We start from the raw sequence: 21,935 nt of genomic DNA on the forward strand, positions 1-21,935 counted from the left end.
AGAGGGAGGGAAAATGCCTACTTAAACAATGCATTTAATCTCTCTAACACCAGCATCGCGCTGTAATAATCCAGGCGGAACGTCTCCGTTCCCAGTGCCCACACGCGTTTATTCTTCACCGCAGGCAGGTGAGCCAGCAGCGGGTTGGCGTAAATCGCTTCAACGTCTTTTTGATCGCCGGCAAACAGGAACAGGCCTTCACCGTTCAGCCCGGTAGCCAGATTTTCACCGCCTAACTGGATGATGTCGTGACGTTTGCCCTGACTTTTTGATGTGTGCAGCCCGGCAGGCAGTTCGGCCAGGGTAAAGCCTAACTGGTGCAACAGCTGGCCCTGGGCAGACTCCGCGGTCCACAGGTTAGCGCTGTGCGCGGCAGCGGTGTACACAATGGCGTTCACCGGTTGCGGCGGCAGCGTCATCTGCTGTTTCACCTGCGCGAGTTGTTTATCGAATGCTGCAATGCGTTCGGCGGCCTGTTTTTCCTGTCCGGTTATCGTGCCTAACTGCTTCAGCAGTTCCTGCCAGCTTTTGTCGTCGTAGTTGATGATGAGCGTCGGCGCGATGGCGGAGAGCTGATCGTACAACGCCAGGGCCGAATCTCCGCCGGTCGCGCTAATCAGAATCAGATCCGGCATCTGCGCCGCCACCGCTTCCGCACTCGGCTCGCCAATGTACAGGCGCGCCACGTTGCGCTGTTTCGCAATATCACCCCACTGACGTAAAAAGCCCTGCGCATCCGCCACGCGGTTATTGGGCGTGGTCGCCCCGCTGGCCACTACCGGAGCGTCAATCGCCAGCAATGAGCCGGTCAGGGTCACGCTGGTGGAGACAATGCGCGTGGGTTTGCTCTCCAGGGTATGCACGCCGCGGCTGTCGGTTACCTGACGCGGCCAGTCGGCGGCGATGGCTGAGGTTAGTCCTAAAACAAAACATCCCGTTAAAAGAAGGGCATTACGGCAAACGGCGGGGAATTTCACAACGCGGCATCCTGTTCTCTTTGAGGTTAATGCTTCTCATTTTCATGATTGCGGCGAGGGGATGCAAGCGATACTCGCACAAGATGTTCGCTCTGCGGTTGACACCGGCGCGATGTGGGATTAGGTTAGCCAACGAAAATATAAATGATAATCATTATTGCTTCTTTTATCATTTTATGGAGGATGATATGGATACGTCCCTGGCTGAGGAAGTTCAGCACACCGCGACCACGCTGCCATCAGACAGCTTTTTCTTTATGTCGCCTTACCGCAGTTTTACCACGTCAGGCTGTTTTTCCCGTTTCTCTGAACCCGCCGAGGGCGGTGATAACCCGTCGGGGGCCTTCCAGCAGAAACTGGCTCAGGCTTTCCGCAACGCGAAGGCCAGCGGCATTGCCCATCCCGTGATGGTGGGAGCCATCCCGTTCGATACCCGCAAGCCCTCATCCCTGTTTATTCCGCAGCACTGGCAGACCTTTTCGCGCCCGGCGCGTCAGCAGTCCGCGCGCTATTTTTCCGCTTCCCAGGCGTTGAGCGTGGAAACCCGCACTGAGATCCCGCCGCAGCCCGTGTTTGAAGAGATGGTTGCCCGTGCGGCAGCGCTCACCGCCACGCCACAGGTGAACAAAGTGGTGCTGTCGCGGCTGATTGATATTGCGACGGATAAAACGATTGATAGCGGCGCGCTGATGGAGCGACTGATCGCCCAGAATCCGGCCAGCTTCAACTTCCATGTGCCGCTGGAAGATGGCGGCGTGCTGCTGGGCGCGAGCCCGGAACTGCTGCTGCGTAAAGAGGGGACACACTTTAGCTCTCTGCCGCTGGCGGGCTCTGCGCGTCGTCAGCCGGATGACGTGCTGGATCGCGAGGCGGGTAATAAGCTGCTGGCCTCCGAGAAGGATCGCCACGAGCACGATCTGGTGACCCAGGCGATGAAAGCCATTCTGGCACCGCGCAGCCATCATCTCAGCATGCCAGCTTCCCCGCAGCTGATCACCACCCCAACGCTCTGGCATCTGGCGACGCCAGTGGAAGGGGAGGCCCGTGAAAATGAGAACGCCCTGACTCTGGCCTGTCTGCTGCACCCGACGCCTGCGCTGAGCGGTTTCCCGCATCAGGCGGCAAAAGAGCTGATTGCCGGGCTGGAGCCGTTCGACCGCGAACTGTTTGGCGGCATCGTTGGCTGGTGTGACAGCGAAGGCAACGGCGAGTGGGTGGTGACCATCCGCTGCGCGCGTTTGCTTAAAAATCGCGTTCGCCTGTTTGCCGGTGCGGGCATTGTGCCAGCCTCCTCCCCGGTGGGCGAGTGGCGCGAAACCGGGGTGAAGCTCTCCACCATGCTCAACGTTTTTGGTTTGCACTGAGGAATCATCATGACCATCCCCTTTACCCGTTGGCCTGAGGAGTTTGCCCGGCGTTACCGTGAAAAAGGCTACTGGCAGGATCTGCCGCTGACCCACATTCTGACCGACCACGCGGAGAAAGATACCGTCGCCATTATTGACGGTGAACGTCACCTGACCTGGCGCGCGTTCAACCAGGCGGTGAATAACCTGGCCTCCGTCCTGCAGGAGCAGGGCGTGCGTCGTGGCGAGACCGCGCTGGTTCAGCTCGGCAACGTGGCTGAGTTTTACATCACCTTTTTCGCGCTTCTGCAGGTGGGTGTGGCTCCGGTGAACGCGCTTTTCAGCCATCAACGTAACGAGCTGAACGCCTACGCCGCACAGATCAAACCCGCGCTGCTGATTGCCGACCGCGAGCACGCCCTGTTTGCAGGCGATGATTTCCTGAACCGTTTTGTGGATGAACATCGCTCAGTGCGTGTTGTCCTGCTGCGTGGCGATAACGGCGCACATGCCCTGGAGGCGGCCATCGCCCACCCGGCGGCCCATTTCATCCCCAACCCCACGCCCGCCGACGAAGTGGCGTTCTTTCAGCTTTCAGGCGGCAGTACCGGCACGCCAAAGCTGATCCCGCGTACGCATAACGATTACGACTACAGCATTCGTCGCAGCAACGAAATTTGCGGCATTACCGCGGATACCCGCTATCTGAATGCGCTACCGGCGGCCCATAACTACGCCATGAGTTCCCCGGGTTCGTTAGGGGTATTCATGGCTGGTGGCTGCGTGGTGCTGGCGCACGATCCGAGCGCCACGATCTGCTTCCCGCTGATTGAACGCCATCAGATTAACGTCACCTCGCTGGTACCCCCGGCGGTCAGCCTGTGGCTGCAGGCGATTGCCGACGGCGCGGGCAATGCGCAGCTTAAATCGCTGAAGCTGCTACAGGTGGGGGGCGCACGCCTCTCCGCCACGCTCGCCGCGCGTATTCCGGCGGAAATTGGCTGCCAGCTACAGCAGGTGTTCGGCATGGCGGAAGGGCTGGTGAATTACACCGCTCTCGACGATACCCCGGATCGCATCATCCACACCCAGGGCCGTCCGATGTGCCCGGATGACGAAGTGTGGGTGGCGGACGAGCACGGCAACCCGCTGCCGCGTGGCGAAACAGGACGTCTGATGACCCGTGGGCCGTACACCTTCCGCGGCTATTTCAACAGCCCGGAACACAACGCCAGCGCCTTTGATGCCAACGGGTTTTACTGCTCCGGCGATCTGATTGCCATCGACGAGCAGGGGTACATCACCGTGCAGGGGCGCGAGAAAGATCAGATCAACCGCGGCGGGGAGAAGATCGCCGCTGAAGAGATCGAAAACCTGCTGCTGCGCCATGAGGCGGTGATCCACGCCGCGCTGGTGAGCATGGAGGACAGCCTGTTGGGCGAGAAAAGCTGCGCGTTTCTGGTGGTGAAACAGCCGCTGCGCGCGGTTGAGGTGCGTCGCTTCCTGCGCGAGCAGGGCGTTGCCGAATTCAAACTGCCGGATCGCGTGGAGAGCGTGGATGCGCTGCCGTTAACGCCGGTCGGCAAAGTCGATAAGAAACAGTTGCGCCTGTGGATCGCTGAACGCGCCCGGGCCTGAGGAACAGAGTATGGCTATTCCAAAATTAACCGCTTATGCGCTGCCAACTGCCGCAGAGTTGCCGACAAGCAAAGTGAACTGGGCGTTTGAGCCTGAACGTGCCGCGCTGCTGATCCACGATATGCAGGAGTATTTCCTGAACTTCTGGGGCGAAAACAGTGCGATGATGCAACAGGTGGTGGCGAACATCGCCAGGCTGCGCGCGTACTGTAAAGCGCACAACATTCCGGTTTACTACACCGCCCAGCCGAAAGAGCAGAGCGACGAAGACCGCGCCCTGCTGAATGACATGTGGGGCCCGGGCCTGACCCGATCCCCGGAGCAGCAGCGCATCGTCGCTGAACTGACCCCGGACGAAGCGGACACCGTGCTGGTGAAGTGGCGCTACAGCGCGTTTCATCGCTCGCCGCTGGAGCTGATGCTGAAAGAGACAGGCCGCAATCAGCTGCTGATCACCGGCGTGTATGCTCACATCGGCTGCATGACCACCGCCACCGATGCGTTTATGCGCGACATCAAACCCTTCTTTATTGCCGACGCGCTGGCAGATTTCACCCGCGAAGAGCACCTGATGTCGCTCAACTATGTGGCGGGGCGTTCCGGCCGCGTGGTGATGACCGATGACCTGTTGCCGTCGGTTCCGGCCTCAAAAGCGGCGCTGCGTGAGCTCATCCTGCCATTACTCGATGAAACCGACGAACCGATGGATGATGAAAACCTGATCGACTACGGCCTGGATTCGGTGCGCATGATGGCGCTCGCCGCACGCTGGCGTAAAGTCCACGGCGATATCGATTTCGTGATGCTGGCAAAAAATCCGACCCTCGACGCCTGGTGGGCGCTGCTTTCCCGCGAGGTGCAGTAATGGTTGTTGATTTCACCGGCAAAACCGTCTGGGTGACAGGGGCGGGCAAGGGGATTGGTTATGCGACGGCGCTGGCTTTTGCCGACGCGGGCGCGAAGGTGACCGGATTCGATCTGGCCTTCCCGCAGGGAAATTATCCGTTTGCTACCGAAACGCTGGACGTATCTGACGCGGCGCAGGTGAGCGATGTCTGCGGGCGATTGCTCGCCGTAGAGGAACGTCTGGACATACTGGTCAACGCCGCCGGCATTCTGCGCATGGGCGCCACGGACCAGCTTTCGCAGGAGGACTGGCAGCAGACGTTTGCGGTCAACGTTGGCGGGGCGTTTAACCTCTTTCAACAGACGATGGGCCAGTTCCGTCGTCAGCAGAGCGGGGCGATTGTCACCGTGGCGTCCGACGCGGCCCATACGCCGCGCATCGGGATGAGTGCCTATGGCGCCTCGAAAGCGGCGCTGAAAAGCCTGGCCCTCACCGTCGGGCTGGAGCTGGCGGGCAGCGGCGTGCGCTGTAATCTGGTGTCGCCGGGGTCAACGGATACCGATATGCAGCGCACCCTGTGGACCTGCGACGATGCGGAGCAGCAGCGCATTCGCGGTTTTGGCGAGCAGTTTAAGCTGGGGATCCCGCTCGGGAAAATTGCCCGTCCTCAGGAGATTGCCAGCACGATCCTGTTCCTGGCCTCCGATGCTGCCAGCCATATCACCCTGCAGGATATCGTGGTGGACGGCGGCTCCACGCTGGGGGCGTAATGATCTGGAAACGCCATTTATCGTTAGATGCGCTGAACGCCACCAGCCAGAACACGCTGGTGGCGCATCTGGGCATCGTTTATACCCGCCTTGGCGACGATACGCTGGAAGCGGAAATGCCGGTGGATACGCGCACCCATCAGCCGTTTGGCCTGCTGCACGGTGGCGCGTCGGCGGCGCTGGCGGAAACGCTGGGCTCGATGGCCGGTTTTCTGATGACCCGCGACGGGCAGAACGTGGTGGGAACGGAGCTGAATGCCACCCATCATCGTGCGGTAGCGCAGGGGACCGTGCGCGGCGTGTGTCAGCCGCTGCATCTGGGTCGATCCAGCCAGAGCTGGGAGATTGTGGTGTTCGACGAGCAGGGACGGCGGTGCTGTACCTGCCGGTTGAGTACGATGGTGCTGGGGTAATGTTGTGCGGCCTGTTGCCCTCACCCTAACCCTCTCCCACAGGGAGAGGGGACGGTGTAGTACAAAATTAGAGCATTGAGACGACGCGTTTAAGTAACCGAATTCGCGGCGCAATGGACGCTTTGTCCAGCCACTCCGCCGGGCTGTGGAAGCCCGCGCCAATCGGCCCTAAGCCGTCAAGCGTGGGGATACCCAGCGCAGCGGTGTGGTTGGCATCGCTGCCGCCGCCGACCGCCTGCCAGGTAATGGCGATGCCTTCCGCTTTACCTGCCGCTTCAACCTGCTGCATCAGTGCCTGAGTCGCAACGCTTGCTGCCATCGCCGGTTTGTGATTGACCCGCGTCAGCGTCGTCGTCACGCCGTCTAAAAAGCCTTTTTCACATAAGGCTTCCAGCGCCTGATTCACCCGGTCGTACTCGTCGTTTTCCCAGAAGCGAACGTCGAGCTCGGCCACGGCGTTGTCCGCCACCACGTTTGCCGCGCTGCCGCCGCGAATCACCCCTACGTTGAGTGTGGTGCCGCGCGACCCGTCGCTCAGCGCATTCAGGGCAACGATGCTGTTTGCCAGCGCTGTGATTGCCGAACGGCCTTTTTCCGGGTCGTTACCCGCGTGTGCCGCCACGCCCTTGAAGGTGAGGTGATAGCCCGCCATACCTTTACGGGCTTTCACCAGAGAGCCATCAGCACGGGCAGCTTCGCACACCAGCACGCAGCGGGAGCGTTGTGCCAGTGCACCGATCCATTCGTGGGAGTATACCGAGCCCGTTTCTTCGTCCGGATTCATCGCGACCGCAATTGCCAGGCGATCTTTATCCGTAGGATCTAGCTCGCGCATTGCCCACAGAATATTGAGCAGTCCGCTTTTCATATCAGACACGCCGGGGCCGTAGAGACGCGTATCGTCCTCGCTCAACGGGCGTTCGGCCACGGTGCCGGGGGCAAAAACGGTATCAAGATGGCCGACCAGCAGCACGTCGAACTGCTCTGCTTGCGGCTTGTTGCTGACGAAGAGGCCCGGGCCAACTTTCTCGCCCAGGTTTACCTGCCCGGTATGCCAGCCTTCGCGTTGCCAGAGAGATTCTAAAATACCAGCCACGGCGGCAACGCCCGCGATGGTCTGGGTGCCGCAGTCCACGTTCACCAGGCTTTTCAGCTCTTCAATGTAGCGATCCAGATTCATTTCCTTTTCCTTGTAAGCGGTAAGCGCGCGATCGCGCAGGGTCATTCTGGCGAGGTTGAGCGTAAAAAAAATGATACAAATCATCCCGTAAGGTTGAGCCAGGACGAAAAACGCAGAAGTGTGACCGATGACAGCGACGGGGTTGTTTCAGCCTGAAAGTGATCGACTTAACACTGTGGTGTAAATCTCTGGTTTGACCACGCATTATTGCGTTTCAAAGTTGTTAAATTTTACGCGTTGTTCTAGAAACAAAATGTAACATCTCACTGTTCCACAACAACGGACAACAACTATGAACAACTCAGGGAAATACCTTACATGGGCACTGCTTTCCGTTGTGGGAGCTTTTGCCCTGGGCTATATCGCCCTCAACCGGGGGGAACAGATCAATGCGCTCTGGATTGTCGTTGCCTCCGTCTGCATTTATCTGATCGCGTATCGTTTTTATGGTCGCTATATCGCCAAAACGGTGCTGGCGGTTGACGGCACGCGCATGACGCCCGCCGTTCGTCATAACGACGGGCTGGACTACGTTCCGACCGATAAGAAAGTGCTGTTCGGTCACCACTTTGCGGCGATTGCCGGGGCAGGCCCGCTGGTGGGGCCGGTGCTGGCGGCGCAGATGGGCTATCTGCCGGGGATGATCTGGATCCTTGCCGGCGTGGTGCTGGCGGGGGCCGTACAGGACTTTATGGTGCTGTTCGTCTCCACCCGTCGCGACGGCCGTTCGCTTGGCGAGCTGGTGAAAGAGGAGATGGGCGCGACGGCCGGGGTGATTGCGCTGGTGGCGACCTTTATGATCATGGTGATCATCCTTGCGGTACTGGCGATGATTGTGGTGAAAGCGCTGACCCACAGTCCGTGGGGGACTTACACCGTCGCGTTCACCATTCCGCTGGCCATTTTTATGGGGATCTACATTCGCTACCTGCGTCCGGGACGCATTGGTGAGGTGTCGGTGATTGGTCTGGTGCTGCTGGTGTTCGCCATTATCTCCGGCGGCTGGGTGGCAGAGAGCCCAACCTGGGCACCGTTCTTCGACTTTACCGGCGTACAGCTGACCTGGATGCTGGTGGGGTACGGGTTTGTGGCCGCGGTGCTGCCGGTGTGGCTGCTGCTGGCCCCGCGTGATTACCTTTCCACGTTCCTGAAAATTGGCACCATCGTCGGGCTGGCTATCGGTATTTTGATCATGCGCCCGACGCTGACCATGCCAGCGTTAACCAAATTCGTTGACGGTACGGGCCCGGTCTGGACCGGTAACCTGTTCCCGTTCCTGTTTATCACCATCGCCTGTGGTGCGGTGTCTGGCTTCCACGCGCTGATTGCCTCCGGGACCACGCCGAAGATGCTGGCGAATGAAAATCAGGCTTGCCTGATTGGCTACGGCGGCATGCTGATGGAGTCCTTCGTGGCGATCATGGCGCTGGTCTCTGCCTGCATTATCGACCCGGGCGTCTACTTCGCGATGAACAGCCCGATGGCGGTTCTGGCTCCGGCGGGCACCGCCGACGTGGTGGCATCCGCAGCACAGGTGGTAAGCGGCTGGGGCTTTGCCATTACCCCGGATACGTTATCGAGTATCGCCAGTGAAGTGGGCGAGCAGTCGATTATCTCCCGCGCGGGTGGCGCGCCTACGCTGGCGGTGGGCATGGCCTACATCCTTCACGGTGCGCTGGGCGGGCTGATGGATGTCTCGTTCTGGTATCACTTCGCCATTCTCTTTGAAGCGCTGTTTATTCTGACGGCGGTGGATGCGGGGACGCGTGCGGCGCGCTTTATGCTGCAGGATCTGCTGGGCGTGATCTCCCCGAACCTGAAGCGTACCGATTCGCTCCCGGCGAACCTGCTGGCAACGGCCTTGTGCGTGCTGGCGTGGGGGTACTTCCTGCATCAGGGCGTGGTGGATCCGCTGGGCGGTATTAACACGCTGTGGCCGCTGTTTGGTATCGCTAACCAGATGCTGGCAGGGATGGCGCTGATGCTGTGTGCGGTGGTGCTGTTCAAGATGAAGCGCCAGCGTTATGCCTGGGTGGCGCTGCTGCCTACTTCCTGGCTGCTGATTTGTACCCTGACGGCGGGCTGGCAGAAAGCCTTCAGCCCGGACAATAAAGTGGGTTTCCTGGCGATTGCCAATAAGTTCCAGGCGATGATCGACAGCGGTAAAATTCCGGCGCAGTATACAGAATCACAGCTGTCGCAGCTGGTGTTTAACAACCGTCTGGATGCCGGGCTGACCATCTTCTTTATGGTGGTGGTCGTGGTACTGGCGTTGTATTCTCTGAAGACCGCGCTGGCGGCGCTGAAAGAAGACAAGCCGACAGCGAAAGAGACGCCTTACGAGCCAATGCCTGAAAACCTGGAAGAGATTGTCACCCAGGCCAAAGGGGCGCATTAACCTGTGTGCCGGGTGGCGCTAGCGCTTACCCGGCCTACATTTCTTATCCTCCCTCTCCCTTTGGGAGAGGGCCGGGGTGAGGGAAACAAACGAGAAATGACTTATGTTCGACACCCTTTCCAAAGCAGGTAAATACCTGGGCCAGGCCGCCAAAATGATGATTGGCGTGCCGGACTACGACAACTACGTCGAGCATATGCGCGTCAACCATCCGGACCAGACGCCAATGACCTACGACGAATTTTTCCGCGATCGCCAGGATGCCCGTTACGGCGGCAAGGGCGGGGCGAAGTGCTGTTAACCCTCTTTCGGTAAATAGAGGCTGATCTGTTCCTGTTTACAGCCGTAGATCGCCGCCAGCTTTTCACGGGTGCGCTTTTGCGGACGGGAGTCCAGCGCTTCCAGCTGTGATACGGCAGACTGGGTGATGCCGAGTTTCTCTGCTACCTCCTGCTGGGACATGCCGCGCAGGATGCGCCAGGCGGCCTGCAGGCTGACGTTCTGCCAGGTCATGATGCTGCAAACCTCACCTGGAAGTTCAACGTCATCCAGCTCGTCGTGTTCGACTTCAATATCCTCCAGATCGTCGTCGGTTTCGTCGTCGATTTCCGCCATCTGCAGGCACATACGAAAATATTCATCATAGGGAATAACCACGTACTGCGTTTGTCCGTTGTCGTCCTTAATTAGCTGAACAGCCATAGGTGGCTTTCTCCTCGTGCAGGTAAGTTGTTGATGTTCTGCGCTTAACGGCCAAAACATAACAATGGTTATCGGGTTCGTCCCGAAGCGTATAGACGATGCGGTAATCGCCAACGCGTAGCCGGTAGTGATCTTCTGTCGCCGATATTTTTTTGATATCGGGCCGGGGAGCCGAGCGGTCATCCAGCTCAACAAGCTTCAACTCAATGCGACGCTGATATCGCTCGTCAATCTTTAAAAATGCCTTCTTTGCCCCATTGGACCAGACAATCTTCATCCGTACCTCCACTGTACGCCCACACAAAGTATAAGGAAATAATAAGACTATTAGATAAATTCCGAATTTCTTATGGGCTACTGTAGAGCGGAGAACAAATGCAGGTAAGAGGCAAAACGCAAACCGTCGAGGCGGTGCGAAAACGCCTCTGCCGGGCGACAGAGGCTTGCAGAAAATGTGCGATCAGGCGTTCAAACCGCCGTCCACATCCAGCCCCGTACCGGAGATCTGTCCGGCGGCCGGGCTGGCGAGGAAGGTGACCGCCGCCGCGATATCTTCCGGTTGCCCGTAATGACCGACGGCAATCATCTGACGCTGGGCTTCTGCCTGTTCGCCGACCTCCGGGTTCATATCGCTGTTGGTCGGGCCGGGATGCACCAGGTTCACGGTAATACCGCGGGGCCCCAGATCCCGCGCCAGACCGCGCGTGAAGGAGTTAAGCGCGGATTTGGTCATGGAGTAGACGGAGATACCCGGCATCGCCACGCGGTTTGCCAGACAGCTACCGATATTGATAATGCGTCCGCCGTCAGACATGTGTACCAGCGCTTCCTGCGTGGCGATCACCACGCCGCGAATGTTGACGTTAATCAGGGCATCGATATCCGCCAGCGTCATGGACTCCAGCGGGCCGCCGCGGGCGATACCGGCGTTATTGACCAGAATGTCCAGCCCGCCGAGGGTGCGCGCCGCATGGGTGACCGCGTCCTGAATAGCCTCTGCGCTGGCGCTGTCGGCCTGAACCGCCTCACTGTGCCGCCCCAGCGCGCTTATCTCATCGACCACGGCCTGGGCTTTATCGACGGACTTTTCATACGTGATAACCACATCGGCACCGGCGCGTGCCAGCGACAGCGCGATAGCACGGCCCAATCCCCGGCTGGCACCGGTAACCAGCGCTTTCTTACCTGTTAAATCGATCTGCATGATGACCTCGTTGCGAGAGTGGTGAGAATCATCATTAGGTATAGTCGCTCGGCGCGTTTAACGGCTGAAGGATTCCACTTTCTCGAACGCCGCGCGCAGAACGTCAGGTGTGAGCGCCACGGGCAAATAGTGAATCGACTCCACCGGGCGCAGGGTGTGATTGATGACCTTGTCCAGTTCGTCACGGTTGTTGATATCCACCTCCAGCTCGCGAAGCCGGGTCGGCAGGTTAAAGCGCTGATACGCGGTGATAAGCTGCGCCAGCACGTCGTCCTGACCGAGCAGGGCGCTTTGCACCAGAATGCCGTAGGCCACTTTGGTGCCGTGTAGGTATTTTTCCGTCTGCGGCAGGACGGTTAAGCCGTTATGCACCGCATGTGCCGCCGCCACGCGTGTATAACGTTCGCCGAGCCCACCGACCATGCCGCCACCGGCAATAATGGCATCCACCACATCCCTGAATGCCTGCGTTGCTTCGCCGCGCTGCTGGTCAGCCAGCGCGTCCTCGCTGCGTTCCAGCAGCACGTCGCGGATAGCCAGCGCGCCGTTAATCCCCAGACGTACGGTCAGCGGCAGGTGTTCAGGCTGCGGTGCGAGTACAACCGCTTCATACCACTTCGCCAGGGTATCGCCGATACCAGCCAGCAGGTATTCCGCCGGGGCGTTAAGGATGATTTGCGGCTCCACCAGCACCAGGAAGTTGGCATCGTCGAAAATTTCAAACTGCAGCGCCTGCCCGGCATCGTTGTACCAGACGGAGAGCGGCGTCCATGCCGCACAGGTAGCGGCGATGGTCGGGATACCCACGAACGGAACGCCCAAACGACGCGCCACGGCTTTGACCGTATCCATCACCGCTCCGCCGCCAACACCAATCACCACGGCCGCCTCGCTGCCGGATTCATTCACCAGATGGGTGACGTCACGCTCGCTGCAGTGGCCTTTGAACAACAGGTGTTTTGCGCCGGGGGCCGCAAAGCTCTCCGGCAGGTAGGGACGTGCGCCTTCAAGCGCGCGTTCGCCGTAGATCCACACCGCGCGGGAAAGCTGCTCCGGGGTGAAGAAGTCATGCAGATGCGCAAGGCTTCCGGGATGAGAAAAGTAGTTCGCCGGGCCGGGAACGACGCGGATATCGGTGTTGCTCATGGTGTTGTCCTTTTTTAGCAAGCGCTAACCCGATGTTATGTCTGGACATCCGGATGGCTAATAATATTTGGCTTTATCTTATGCCTTTTCTGTCGTTGTCAGTCAACCGGAGCTGTGAAAAATTCAATAAATCAAACTATTAATGAGGATCCTACGCGGATGGTTTCCAGTCGCCTTGAGATGCGCGGTATCAGCCTGGCCTTTTCCGGCTTTCAGGCGCTGTCGCGCGTGGACTTTACCCTGAACGGCGGATCGGTGCATGCATTGACCGGGGCTAACGGCGCGGGGAAATCGACGCTGATGGCGGTGCTGTGCGGAACGCACGATCGCTATGAGGGGGAGATCTGCATTAATAACCAGCCGGTGACGATCCGCGAACCGCTCGATGCCAAACGGCTGGGGATCCACCTTGTGCAGCAAGAAGTGGACGTGGCGCTGGTTCCGGGGCTGAGCATCGCTGAAAACATCATGCTCGACCAGCTGGCGCAGCCGGGACATCGCTACCGCTGGCGTGCTATTCGTCAACAGGCGAAGCAGGCGCTGGCGCAGCTCGACGTTACGCTGGACGTTCGCCGTTCCATCGACAGCTGTTCGTTGGCTGAAAAACAGCAGATCCTGCTGGCGCGGGCGCTGTCGCATCACTGCCGTTTTTTGATCCTCGATGAACCTACCGCACCGCTGGATGCCCACGACAGTGAACGCCTGTTCGCGGTGGTGCGGCGTTTAAAGCAGCAGGGCATTGGCGTGGTGTTTATCTCGCACCGCATTCATGAGCTGAAAGCCATCTGTGACACCTTAACGGTGCTGCGTGATGGCAAGCTGATTGAGACCGGCCCGATGGCGGATCTCAGCGGCGAAGCGATCGTCGAGAAGATGCTCGGCCACGAACTGAGCGATATCTACCCGCCAGCCCGTCCTGTGCATAGCGACGAGACGCTGCTGCGGGTTGAGGGGCTGCACGACGACGCGTTGCTGAAAGATATCTCCCTGAATCTGCGTAAAGGCGAAATCCTTGGCATTGCCGGTCTGGCGGGCGCAGGCAAAACCGAACTCTGCAAGGCGCTGTTTGGTGCCAGCAAAAGCCGGGTGGAGCGTGGCGAGCTCAATCATCAGCCCTGGAAACCGCGCGATCCGGCCGATTCTGTGCTGCGCGGGCTGGCGCTGGTACCGGAGGAGCGGCGCAAGGAGGGGATTTTCATCGACGAGCCGGTGAGCATGAACCTGGCCGTGACGGCAGATAACAGCTTTTCGCGCTGGAGTCTCTTTGGTCATCGTCAGGCGTGGCGCTGGGCGGAAGAGGTGATAGCCCGCGTTGGCGTGCGAACACGCGGGCCGGGGCAGGCTTTACGTCGGCTTTCTGGCGGTAACCAGCAGAAGGTTGCTATTGGCAAATGGCTGCGCAATGACGCCAGCGTGCTGATATTTGACGAGCCGACCAAGGGCGTTGACGTCAAAGCGAAGACCGATCTGTTTCAACTGATCGACGGCCTGGCCCGCGAGGGGAAAGGGGTGATTTACGCTTCGGGCGAATTTGCCGAGCTGGTGGGGCTGTGCGATCGCATCTGCGTGCTCTGGGACGGACGCATCGTGGCGGAAATCCCCGGGGCCGAGGCGCGGGAAGAGACACTACTTTATTATTCAACCGGAGGAACGGCGTCGTGAGCAAAGCCCTTTCAGTGACCGCGGCGGCGTCTGGCCGTCAACAGATTTTCGATTTTCTCTACCGGTGGGGTATGTTGCTAACCGTGGTGGCGCTGGTGGTGGTTTTTGGCCTGGCGTCGGACAGCTTCCTCGACCCGAACAACATCATCAACATTCTGCGCTCGATTGCCATCGTCACGGTGATTGCCATTGGCGTATCGATTTCACTCACCGTGGGCGGGTTTGATCTCTCCGTCGGCTCAACGGCGTCGCTGGCGAATGCGCTGGTGATTTCGCTCTTCGTCTGGCACGGCTTCGGCACCACCGAGTCGATCCTGATCACCCTCGCGCTCTGCACGCTGGTCGGGTTGTTTAACGCCTTTCTGATCGTCATCCTGCGCATCCCGGACATGCTCGCCACGCTTGCCAGCCTGTTCGTCATTCAGGGCGTGGCGATGACCTACAGCTACGGCGGGTCGATTACCGAGAACATGGTGCTGCCGAGCGGTGATATGGCGGAAGGAACCATTCCGGCGGCGTTCAGCCTGCTGGGGCAGGTGCCGACCATCGTCATCATCATGCTGGCGGTGACCCTACTGGCACAGCTGGGATTGTCACTGACCACCCACGGCCGGCGCATGTACGCCATCGGCGGTAACCCGGAGGCGGCGCGCCTTTCAGGCATTCGCACCACGCGTTACAAGGTCGCGGCCTACGTGCTTGCCTCGCTGCTGGCCGGACTGGGCGGGATTTTGCTGGCCTCGCGCATTGGGTCGTCGCAGGTGAATGCGGGCGGCGGGTATCTGATGGACGCGGTGGCGGCAGCGTGGATCGGCTTTTCGCTGGCCGGTTCCGGCAAGCCGAACGCGCTGGGAACGCTGGTGGGGGCGGTCATTCTGGGCGTGCTGTCGAACGGGCTGGTGATGCTCTCCGTACCGTATTACGCCATGGACATTATAAAAGGGCTGGTGCTTGCCGTGGCGCTGGCGATTACTTACATACAAAAACGCTGACAACACAACGGGATAAAAAATGAAAAAGATTGCACTCTCTTTGGTGGCTCTTGGGTTACTCACCTCTCTGCCGGGCTTTGCGGCCACGCCCGCACCGGTTCCGGCGGCCATTGCCAACCACGACGGCCCCATTCGCATTGCGGTGATCCGCAACCTTGGCTCGGATGACAACACCACGCAGTTTGTCGCTGGGGCGATTCAGGAAGGGAAAAAACTTGGCTTTAAGGTCAGCACCTTTTTAAGCAACGGTGACGACGCAAAATTCCAGGACTTTGTGAATCAGGCGATCAGCCAGAAATATGACGGGATTATTCTCTCTCAGGGGCGTGATCCGTATGCGACCGCGCTGGTGAAGAAGGCGGTGGATGCCGGGATTAAGGTTTCGGTGTTTGATACCGCCGTCAACGGCGAGATCCCAGGCGTGACGGTCACCCAGCAGGACGATGCCTCCCTGACGAATCTCTCCTTCGGCCAGCTGGCGAAAGATTTCAACGGCAAGGCCAATATCGTCAAGCTGTGGGTCGCCGGTTTCCCGCCGATGGAGCGTCGTCAGGCGGCGTATAAGGAACTGCAGAAACAGTACCCGAATATCAAAGAGCTGGAGTCTATTGGCGCGGTGTCGTCGGACGTGCAGGGCGATACCGCCAACAAGGTCGGGGCAATTCTGGCGAAATACCCGAAAGGTAAAATCGACGCTATCTGGGGCACCTGGGACGCCTTCAGCCAGGGGGCGTATAAAGCCCTGAAGGAGAATGGCCGCACTGAAATCAAGCTCTACAGCATCGACATCTCCAACCAGGATTTACAGCTGATGCGCGAGCCGGGAAGCCCGTGGGCAGTGAGCGTGGCGGTGGATCCAAAGCTGATTGGGGCAACTAACGTGCGTCTGATCGCCAACAAGATTGCCGGAGAGCCGACGCCTGCGACCTATGATTTTAAAGCAGCGGCGATCCCGCAGGCGCTGCTGACCGCCCAGCCGGGTGCGGTGAACGTGGCGTCGCTGGGGAAAATCATTCCGGGCTGGGGACAGACCGAAGACTTTATTGCGCCGTGGTTTGCGACGCTGGAAGCGAAGTCAAAATAGTACCCGGTAAGGCGCAGCCGCCACCCGGCGAAAGGAGCTAAAGGTGACAACATTACCCACCCCTGAATACAGCCGCAATATGCGGCTGATTGGCCATAGCGACCAGGGCGGTCGCCCGGACGGCGTGCAACTGATGGTGCACCGCGGTTATGCGTATATTGGCCATATGGTGTCGCAGGGCTTTTCGATTGTTGACGTGCGCGACCCGAAAAACCCGAAAGCGGCGGGTTATGTGCCCGCGCCGCCCGGCACCTGGAATGTGCATTTGCAGGCACACGACGATTTGCTACTGGTGATTAACGCCCGGGATCTGTTTGCCGATGCCCGCTTCGCCGATGAAAAGGTCTACTACACCCGTCAGGTGGGGGAGACCGTCAGCGACGTGCAGGACAAAGGCTGGAGCGCCGGGCTGCGCGTGTTTGATATCTCCACGCCGGACAGGCCGCGTGAAATCGGCTTTCTGTCGTTAAATGGCATTGGCATTCACCGCATCTGGTACGTCGGCGGTCGCTGGGCCTATGTGTCGGCGCTGATCGACGGCTTTACCGACTATATCTTCCTGACCATCGACCTGGCCGATCCGCGTAAGCCCGAAGTGGCAGGGCGCTGGTGGTTGCCGGGCATGAATCAGGCCGCAGGTGAACGGCCAGAGTGGCCGGAAGGCAAACGCTACGCGCTGCATCATGCCATTATTGCCGGGGATACGGCTTACGGCAGCTGGCGTGACGGTGGTTTAACGCTGCTGGATGTGAAAGATCGCACTCAGCCGAAGCTGATTAGCCACCGCAACTGGAGCCCGCCGTTTGGTGGCGGGACGCATACCGCGCTGCCGCTGCCGGACCGCGATCTGCTGGTGGTGCTCGACGAAGCGGTGCTCGACAACCAGGAGGACGGCGAGAAGTTCATCTGGCTGTTTGATATCCGCGAGCCGTCGAACCCGGTAAGTATCTCCACCTTCCCGCAGCCGGATGAAAGAGACTACGTGGCGAAAGGCGCGCATTTCGGCCCGCATAATCTGCACGAGAACCGGCCGGGAAGCTTTGTCAGCTCCACGCTGATCTTCGCCACCTTTCAGAATGCAGGGGTGCGTGCGTATGACATTTCGAACCCCTATCGCCCGGTGGAAACGGGGGCGCTGGTACCTGCTGCACCCGAAAGGATGATGGATACACGCCCGAATCGCCCGCAGGTGATCCAGTCGTGTGATGTTTTTGTGGATGCGCAGGGAATTATTTACAGCACGGATTATAACGGCGGGTTGTCGGTGATTGAATATTGGGGCTGAAAGGGAATGGGGAACTGAAATATATTTATTAGGTGAATGCTTATATTTATAGATTCTTAAAATAAACGCGCCGACTTTATCTTTAAGTCCTGATACGTACTATGGCTCTTTTTTTATTCAAGGATGAATTTAATGAGCCTGAAAAAATGTGCAGCCTGGTTGCAAATAGCACTGCAACTCCTTCCGCCGTCGTTATTTTCGCTGGGCGCGACGCCCGTCGCCGCGCAGGATAAGGTAGCCGAGCCGCAAACCACCGAGCGGGTAGTGGCACAAACCGCAGTGCAGGCGGGGTCACTGTTGGAGAGCGGCAGTGGCCGTTCTGTCGCCAGCGCAATTACGTCCCAGGCAACAAATACCGCCACGCAGGAAATTGAGTCCTGGTTAAATCAATTTGGTACCACGCGTCTGAATATCGGTACTGATGAGCATTTTTCCATTCAGGACGCGGAGTTAGATCTGCTTATCCCTTTATACGAGCAAAAAACGTCGCTGGTGTTCACCCAATTGGGGGGACGTCGTCACGACGACAGAAATATCGTTAATGTCGGGTTTGGCTACCGTGAATTTAATACCGCATGGATGTGGGGCGTGAATACCTTTTACGATCGCCAGGTTTCGGCGAATCAGCATCAGCGCCTTGGTGTTGGAGCCGAGCTAGGCTGGGACTATCTGCGTCTTTCAGCCAACGGCTACTACCGTTTAAGCGACTGGATGTCTTCGTCCCGCTATCGCGATTATGATGAGCGCGTGGCGAACGGCTTTGACCTGCGTGCAACCGGGTATCTTCCCGCCTATCCGCAGCTTGGGGCGAACCTCGTCTACGAACAATACTATGGTCAGCACGTCGGGCTTTTCGGTGACGATGAGGACGATCGTCAGAAAGATCCTTACGCCGTAACCGTTGGACTGAGCTACACGCCCGTTCCGCTGATTACCCTGGGTGTAAACCAAAAAATGGGTAAGGGCGAGGCATCGGATACGCAGTTTAACCTTGCGGTCAACTGGGCGCCGGGCGTGCCGCTGCGCACGCAGCTTGATGCGGACCAGGTGGGGGCACGCCGTACGCTGCTGGGGTCACGTCAGGAGCTGGTCGATCGTAATAACAATATTGTCCTGGATTACCGTAAGCAGGAGCTGATTTCGCTCGCACTGCCAGAAAACATTGCCGGGAATGAAAATGCCCGCCAGACCGTAACCGCGAAGGTTAAAACGAAATACGGGCTCGAACGCATCGACTGGCAGGGTGACAATTTGATACGTAACGGCGGCAAAATCACACCGGGTGCCGATCCGGCCCAGGTGGTGATTACGCTTCCAGCCTGGAAAAATGGCGATTCCAACGCGTATACGTTAACCGCAACGGCCTGGGATAAGCACGGTAACGCTTCTGATACCGCGCGGATGACGGTGAACGTAAACGGCATGGATGTGACCACGCTGCAGCCCAGCCTGACGGCGTCTCCGTCCCGCTTACCGGCGGATGGCACCAGTCAGTCGGTATTAACATTGACGTTAAAAACCGCATCCGGCGAGACCGCAACCGGGCTATCGGAGCGTCTTGGCGCATCGATCACCCTGAAAAATGCCGTTACAGGCACCGCGGCGCCTGTCGCACCGCAAATAAGCGCGTTTCGCGAAACGAGCAGCGGCGTATACAGCGCAACGCTTATCAGCGGAACCGCGCCTGCCACCCTCACCATTCAGACGTTCATCGATGGCAATATTAAGCTTGCTACCGCCTCTGTGACTGAAGAGGCGGTGTCCGAGGTTGTGGAACTTGCATCACTCAGTCCGTCGGCCGTAAGCGCACCGGCAGACGGCGTAACGCCAATTGTCGTTGTGGCAAGCGTTGTCGATCGGTCCGGCAATCCCGTTTCGGGGCAAGAGGTGAAATGGACAGCGGATAACGCTGCGGTTCAGCTGTCTGCTGAACGCACCCTCACCAATGAGCAAGGGCAGGCCAGCATTCAACTCATTAGCCGTGACGTGGTTGCGACGACAGTGAGTGCGCAACTGGCGGACGGTAACCCGCTCTCTACCCCGACGCTAAAATTTGTTGCGGACAGCGCCAGCGCACAGGTGAGATCGGTCAATGTCGATAAAACCCGCATTGTTGCCAATAACAGCGACAGCGTAACGTATACCGCGCAGGTCGCAGATAACAGCAATCATCCGCTTGAAGGCGTGACGGTTAACTGGACGGTGAAGCGGGAAGATGGCACGACCGCAGGAAGCAAAACCTCGGTTACCGACGCCGCCGGAAACGCCACGTTGTCGCTGTCGTCAGCAAAAACGGGCGTTGCCTGGGTTTATGCTGATGTAAATCAGCAGAATGCGGTGAAAGCGGAAGCCGTAACGTTTGTCGCAGACACCAGCACGCAGCGTATCGCCGCCGTGGTGGCCGATAAGCAACAGGCCGTGGCCAACGGCAGCGACAGTATTACCTGGACGGCGCAGGTGCGCGATCTGCAGGGTAACGCCATTTCGGGCGTAGAGGTTAACTGGTCGGCAGATAACCCAGACGTTAAGCTTGCCGCCAGCAGTACGCGGACGGATGCGCAGGGCAATGCCTCGCTGGTGGTTACCTCGCTGAAATCAGGCAACGTTGTAATCACGGCTCAGACCGCTGAAAGTGCACCCGTTCGTGCTGACAGAGCAACCTTCACGGCCGATCTCACGACCGCGAAAATGACGGAGATGGCCGCCGACAGCGTGACGGCTGTGGCCAATGGTACCGACGGTATCACCGTGCGCACTACCGTTGTGGATGCCAATGACAACCCGGTTGACGGAGCGAAGGTTGGCTGGGCGGTGAGCCCTTCCGGCGCGACGTTGTCCGATACGAGCAGCGTGACGAATGCATCGGGTGAGGCGAGCGTGACCTTACGTTCTGAAACCGCGGGGGAATATTCTCTTCAGGCCACGTTCGGCAGTAACACGTTACGCGTGACAAAACTGACCTTCACCGGTGACACCACCACGGCAAAGCTGGCTACCCTCACGGCGGATAAAACGACCGGCATTGTGGCTGACAGCGATACCGTACTGTTAACCGCAACCGTGGTGGATAGCCATCAGAACCCTGTACCAGGCGTTGCCGTTAACTGGAGCAGCAGTGATGCGGCTGATGTGACCCTGACGCCCGTTTCAGCAATGACCAATGCGCAAGGGCAGGCTGAAACGCGCTTCTCATCGCGCAAAGCGGGCAACATGACGGTTACCGCGACGGTGAATGGTAGCGGTCAGACGCTTACTCTCTCCGTGACCGGTAATCCGGCGACAGCGCAATTTACGAGCCTGAGTGCGGATAAAAAAGAGGCGGTGGCTGACGGGAACGCGACCATACGCTGGACCGCCACCGTCGAAGACGCCAACCATAACCCGCTTAGCGGTGTGGATGTGGCGTGGCGTGTAGATAACAGCAGCGTGAAGCTTGCCAGCGCCAGCACAAAAACCAACGAAGCGGGTCAGGCGGTTGTAACGGCGTCAACGACAACGGCCGGAACGGCAACGGTTAGCGCAACAGTTGTCGGTTCAACGGCGGCGATAAACGCGGAGCCGGTAACATTTATTGGCGATGCGACTACCGCCAGGGTTGAGAGCCTCAAGGCCAGTTCTGACCACGCGGTAGTCAACACCGACCGCATTACCTACACCGCAGTGGTGAAAGACGTAAACGGTAATGCCGTCAAAAATGCGACGGTCAACTGGAACACCACGCTTAATACCCTTTCAGCGCAAACCAGTGTGACCAATGGCAGCGGCGTGGCGACCGTGAAGCTGAGTGGTCCGGATACCGGTACGGCGAAGGTGAGTGCAGAGAGTAATAACACCACTAAAACCGATCAAACGGTTGTGTTTATTGCCAGCTATTCAGCCATGTGGAGCGTCACCGGTTCGACAAGCGCATTCAGTACGGGCGCAATATTTGGCTTCCCTTCGCTTGGGTTTGTGGCAACGGGAAGTACGCAGGGGCCGACGTCCCTGGTATGGACCGCCGAAGGTTACAGCACGCTTGTCGTGCCGATGAAGGATGAACAAGGCAATACCCATGACGTGAAGATACGCGCGCAGCGCAGATCGGATTGCTCCACCCGTCCGTTCAATGTGGCGGTTCTGTGTAGCAGTTGGGAAACCACAGGCTATAGCGCCAGCCTTAAGTATGTTGAGGCCGATAACCCGGATCTCCCGAGCGGGGTTTACCGGGGGGATATCAAGTTTGCCGGTAAAGACTGGCATTCGTCGTGGTCTCTCGATTACACCATGACCACCACGCTCACCAAAAACTGAT

At 58.7% G+C, this 21,935-nt stretch carries 18 protein-coding genes; 12 read left to right on the top strand and 6 right to left on the bottom strand.

All coding sequences use genetic code 11. From position 1 onward, the window contains the following. Positions 1-17 precede the first annotated feature (17 nt). Entirely contained in the window at positions 18-977 is a 960-nt protein-coding gene (gene fepB / locus ACOTZF_RS05265; protein ID WP_013097635.1) for a Fe2+-enterobactin ABC transporter substrate-binding protein, read from the bottom strand. 188 nt (positions 978-1,165) lie between these two features. Between fepB and entC the strand changes: the two genes are divergently transcribed. From entC to entH, 5 genes are read left to right on the top strand one after another with little or no spacing between them, the layout of a single operon-like run. After that, positions 1,166-2,341 (top strand): isochorismate synthase EntC, encoded by a 1,176-nt coding sequence (gene entC, locus ACOTZF_RS05270; RefSeq protein WP_038418883.1) that lies wholly within the window; start codon positions 1,166-1,168, stop codon positions 2,339-2,341. Between the two features lie 9 nt (positions 2,342-2,350). After that, positions 2,351-3,961, top strand: a complete 1,611-nt coding sequence (gene entE, locus ACOTZF_RS05275; protein WP_108453306.1) for a (2,3-dihydroxybenzoyl)adenylate synthase EntE — start codon at positions 2,351-2,353, stop codon at positions 3,959-3,961. 10 nt (positions 3,962-3,971) lie between these two features. Then, a complete protein-coding gene (locus ACOTZF_RS05280) occupies positions 3,972-4,826 on the top strand; it encodes an isochorismatase (protein WP_020684613.1) in 855 nt (284 codons plus the stop codon). Then, a complete protein-coding gene (gene entA / locus ACOTZF_RS05285) occupies positions 4,826-5,578 on the top strand; it encodes a 2,3-dihydro-2,3-dihydroxybenzoate dehydrogenase EntA (RefSeq protein ID WP_129251530.1) in 753 nt (250 codons plus the stop codon). Before ACOTZF_RS05280 ends, entA begins: the two co-directional genes overlap by 1 nt. After that, positions 5,578-5,991, top strand: coding sequence for a proofreading thioesterase EntH (entH, locus tag ACOTZF_RS05290; RefSeq protein WP_029883765.1), 414 nt, complete (start codon positions 5,578-5,580; stop codon positions 5,989-5,991). Before entA ends, entH begins: the two co-directional genes overlap by 1 nt. Positions 5,992-6,058: 67 nt before the next feature. On the opposite strand, the gene ACOTZF_RS05295 is transcribed toward entH, so the two are convergent. Then, entirely contained in the window at positions 6,059-7,171 is a 1,113-nt protein-coding gene (locus ACOTZF_RS05295) for a M20 family metallopeptidase (protein WP_129251529.1), read from the bottom strand. A 292-nt stretch (positions 7,172-7,463) separates the two neighbouring features. Between ACOTZF_RS05295 and cstA the strand changes: the two genes are divergently transcribed. Both cstA and ACOTZF_RS05305 read left to right on the top strand, forming a co-directional pair. Then, positions 7,464-9,569, top strand: a complete 2,106-nt coding sequence (gene cstA, locus ACOTZF_RS05300; protein WP_058683138.1) for a pyruvate/proton symporter CstA — start codon at positions 7,464-7,466, stop codon at positions 9,567-9,569. Between the two features lie 103 nt (positions 9,570-9,672). Then, entirely contained in the window at positions 9,673-9,870 is a 198-nt protein-coding gene (locus ACOTZF_RS05305; protein WP_013097627.1) for a YbdD/YjiX family protein, read from the top strand. Here ACOTZF_RS05305 and ACOTZF_RS05310 read toward each other — a convergent pair. From ACOTZF_RS05310 to ACOTZF_RS05325, 4 genes are all read right to left on the bottom strand, one after another. Next, positions 9,867-10,271, bottom strand: a complete 405-nt coding sequence (locus ACOTZF_RS05310) for a helix-turn-helix domain-containing protein (protein WP_129251528.1) — start codon at positions 10,269-10,271, stop codon at positions 9,867-9,869. The two genes, ACOTZF_RS05305 and ACOTZF_RS05310, sit on opposite strands and share 4 nt — an antisense overlap. Further along, positions 10,252-10,548, bottom strand: coding sequence for a type II toxin-antitoxin system RelE family toxin (locus ACOTZF_RS05315; RefSeq protein WP_029882114.1), 297 nt, complete (start codon positions 10,546-10,548; stop codon positions 10,252-10,254). Before ACOTZF_RS05315 ends, ACOTZF_RS05310 begins: the two co-directional genes overlap by 20 nt. Before the next feature lie 183 nt (positions 10,549-10,731). Continuing rightward, complete coding sequence (locus tag ACOTZF_RS05320; RefSeq protein ID WP_129251527.1) at positions 10,732-11,475, bottom strand: SDR family NAD(P)-dependent oxidoreductase; 744 nt, start codon at positions 11,473-11,475, stop codon at positions 10,732-10,734. A 57-nt stretch (positions 11,476-11,532) separates the two neighbouring features. After that, positions 11,533-12,621: an oxidoreductase gene (locus ACOTZF_RS05325; protein WP_047024254.1), complete on the bottom strand. Its 1,089-nt coding sequence runs from the start codon at positions 12,619-12,621 to the stop codon at positions 11,533-11,535. A 159-nt stretch (positions 12,622-12,780) separates the two neighbouring features. Between ACOTZF_RS05325 and ACOTZF_RS05330 the strand changes: the two genes are divergently transcribed. The 5 genes from ACOTZF_RS05330 (at position 12,781) to ACOTZF_RS05350 (ending at position 21,934) form a co-directional block, all read left to right on the top strand. Further along, a complete protein-coding gene (locus ACOTZF_RS05330; RefSeq protein ID WP_129251526.1) occupies positions 12,781-14,283 on the top strand; it encodes a sugar ABC transporter ATP-binding protein in 1,503 nt (500 codons plus the stop codon). Continuing rightward, the gene (locus ACOTZF_RS05335) at positions 14,280-15,275 is read left to right on the top strand and encodes an ABC transporter permease (protein WP_058681106.1); all 996 of its coding nucleotides are present in this window, start codon (positions 14,280-14,282) and stop codon (positions 15,273-15,275) included. The genes ACOTZF_RS05330 and ACOTZF_RS05335 overlap by 4 nt, the downstream gene beginning before the upstream one ends. Before the next feature lie 19 nt (positions 15,276-15,294). Continuing rightward, positions 15,295-16,359, top strand: a complete 1,065-nt coding sequence (locus tag ACOTZF_RS05340; protein ID WP_029882119.1) for a sugar ABC transporter substrate-binding protein — start codon at positions 15,295-15,297, stop codon at positions 16,357-16,359. A 43-nt stretch (positions 16,360-16,402) separates the two neighbouring features. Then, positions 16,403-17,644 (top strand): LVIVD repeat-containing protein, encoded by a 1,242-nt coding sequence (locus ACOTZF_RS05345; RefSeq protein ID WP_072200471.1) that lies wholly within the window; start codon positions 16,403-16,405, stop codon positions 17,642-17,644. A gap of 132 nt (positions 17,645-17,776) precedes the next feature. Continuing rightward, positions 17,777-21,934 (top strand): Ig-like domain-containing protein, encoded by a 4,158-nt coding sequence (locus tag ACOTZF_RS05350; protein WP_129317877.1) that lies wholly within the window; start codon positions 17,777-17,779, stop codon positions 21,932-21,934. Position 21,935: the final 1 nt, after the last annotated feature.

This window comes from Enterobacter cloacae complex sp. SHL021, from assembly GCF_049237765.1.
Classification (GTDB): Bacteria; Pseudomonadota; Gammaproteobacteria; order Enterobacterales; family Enterobacteriaceae; genus Enterobacter; species Enterobacter cloacae.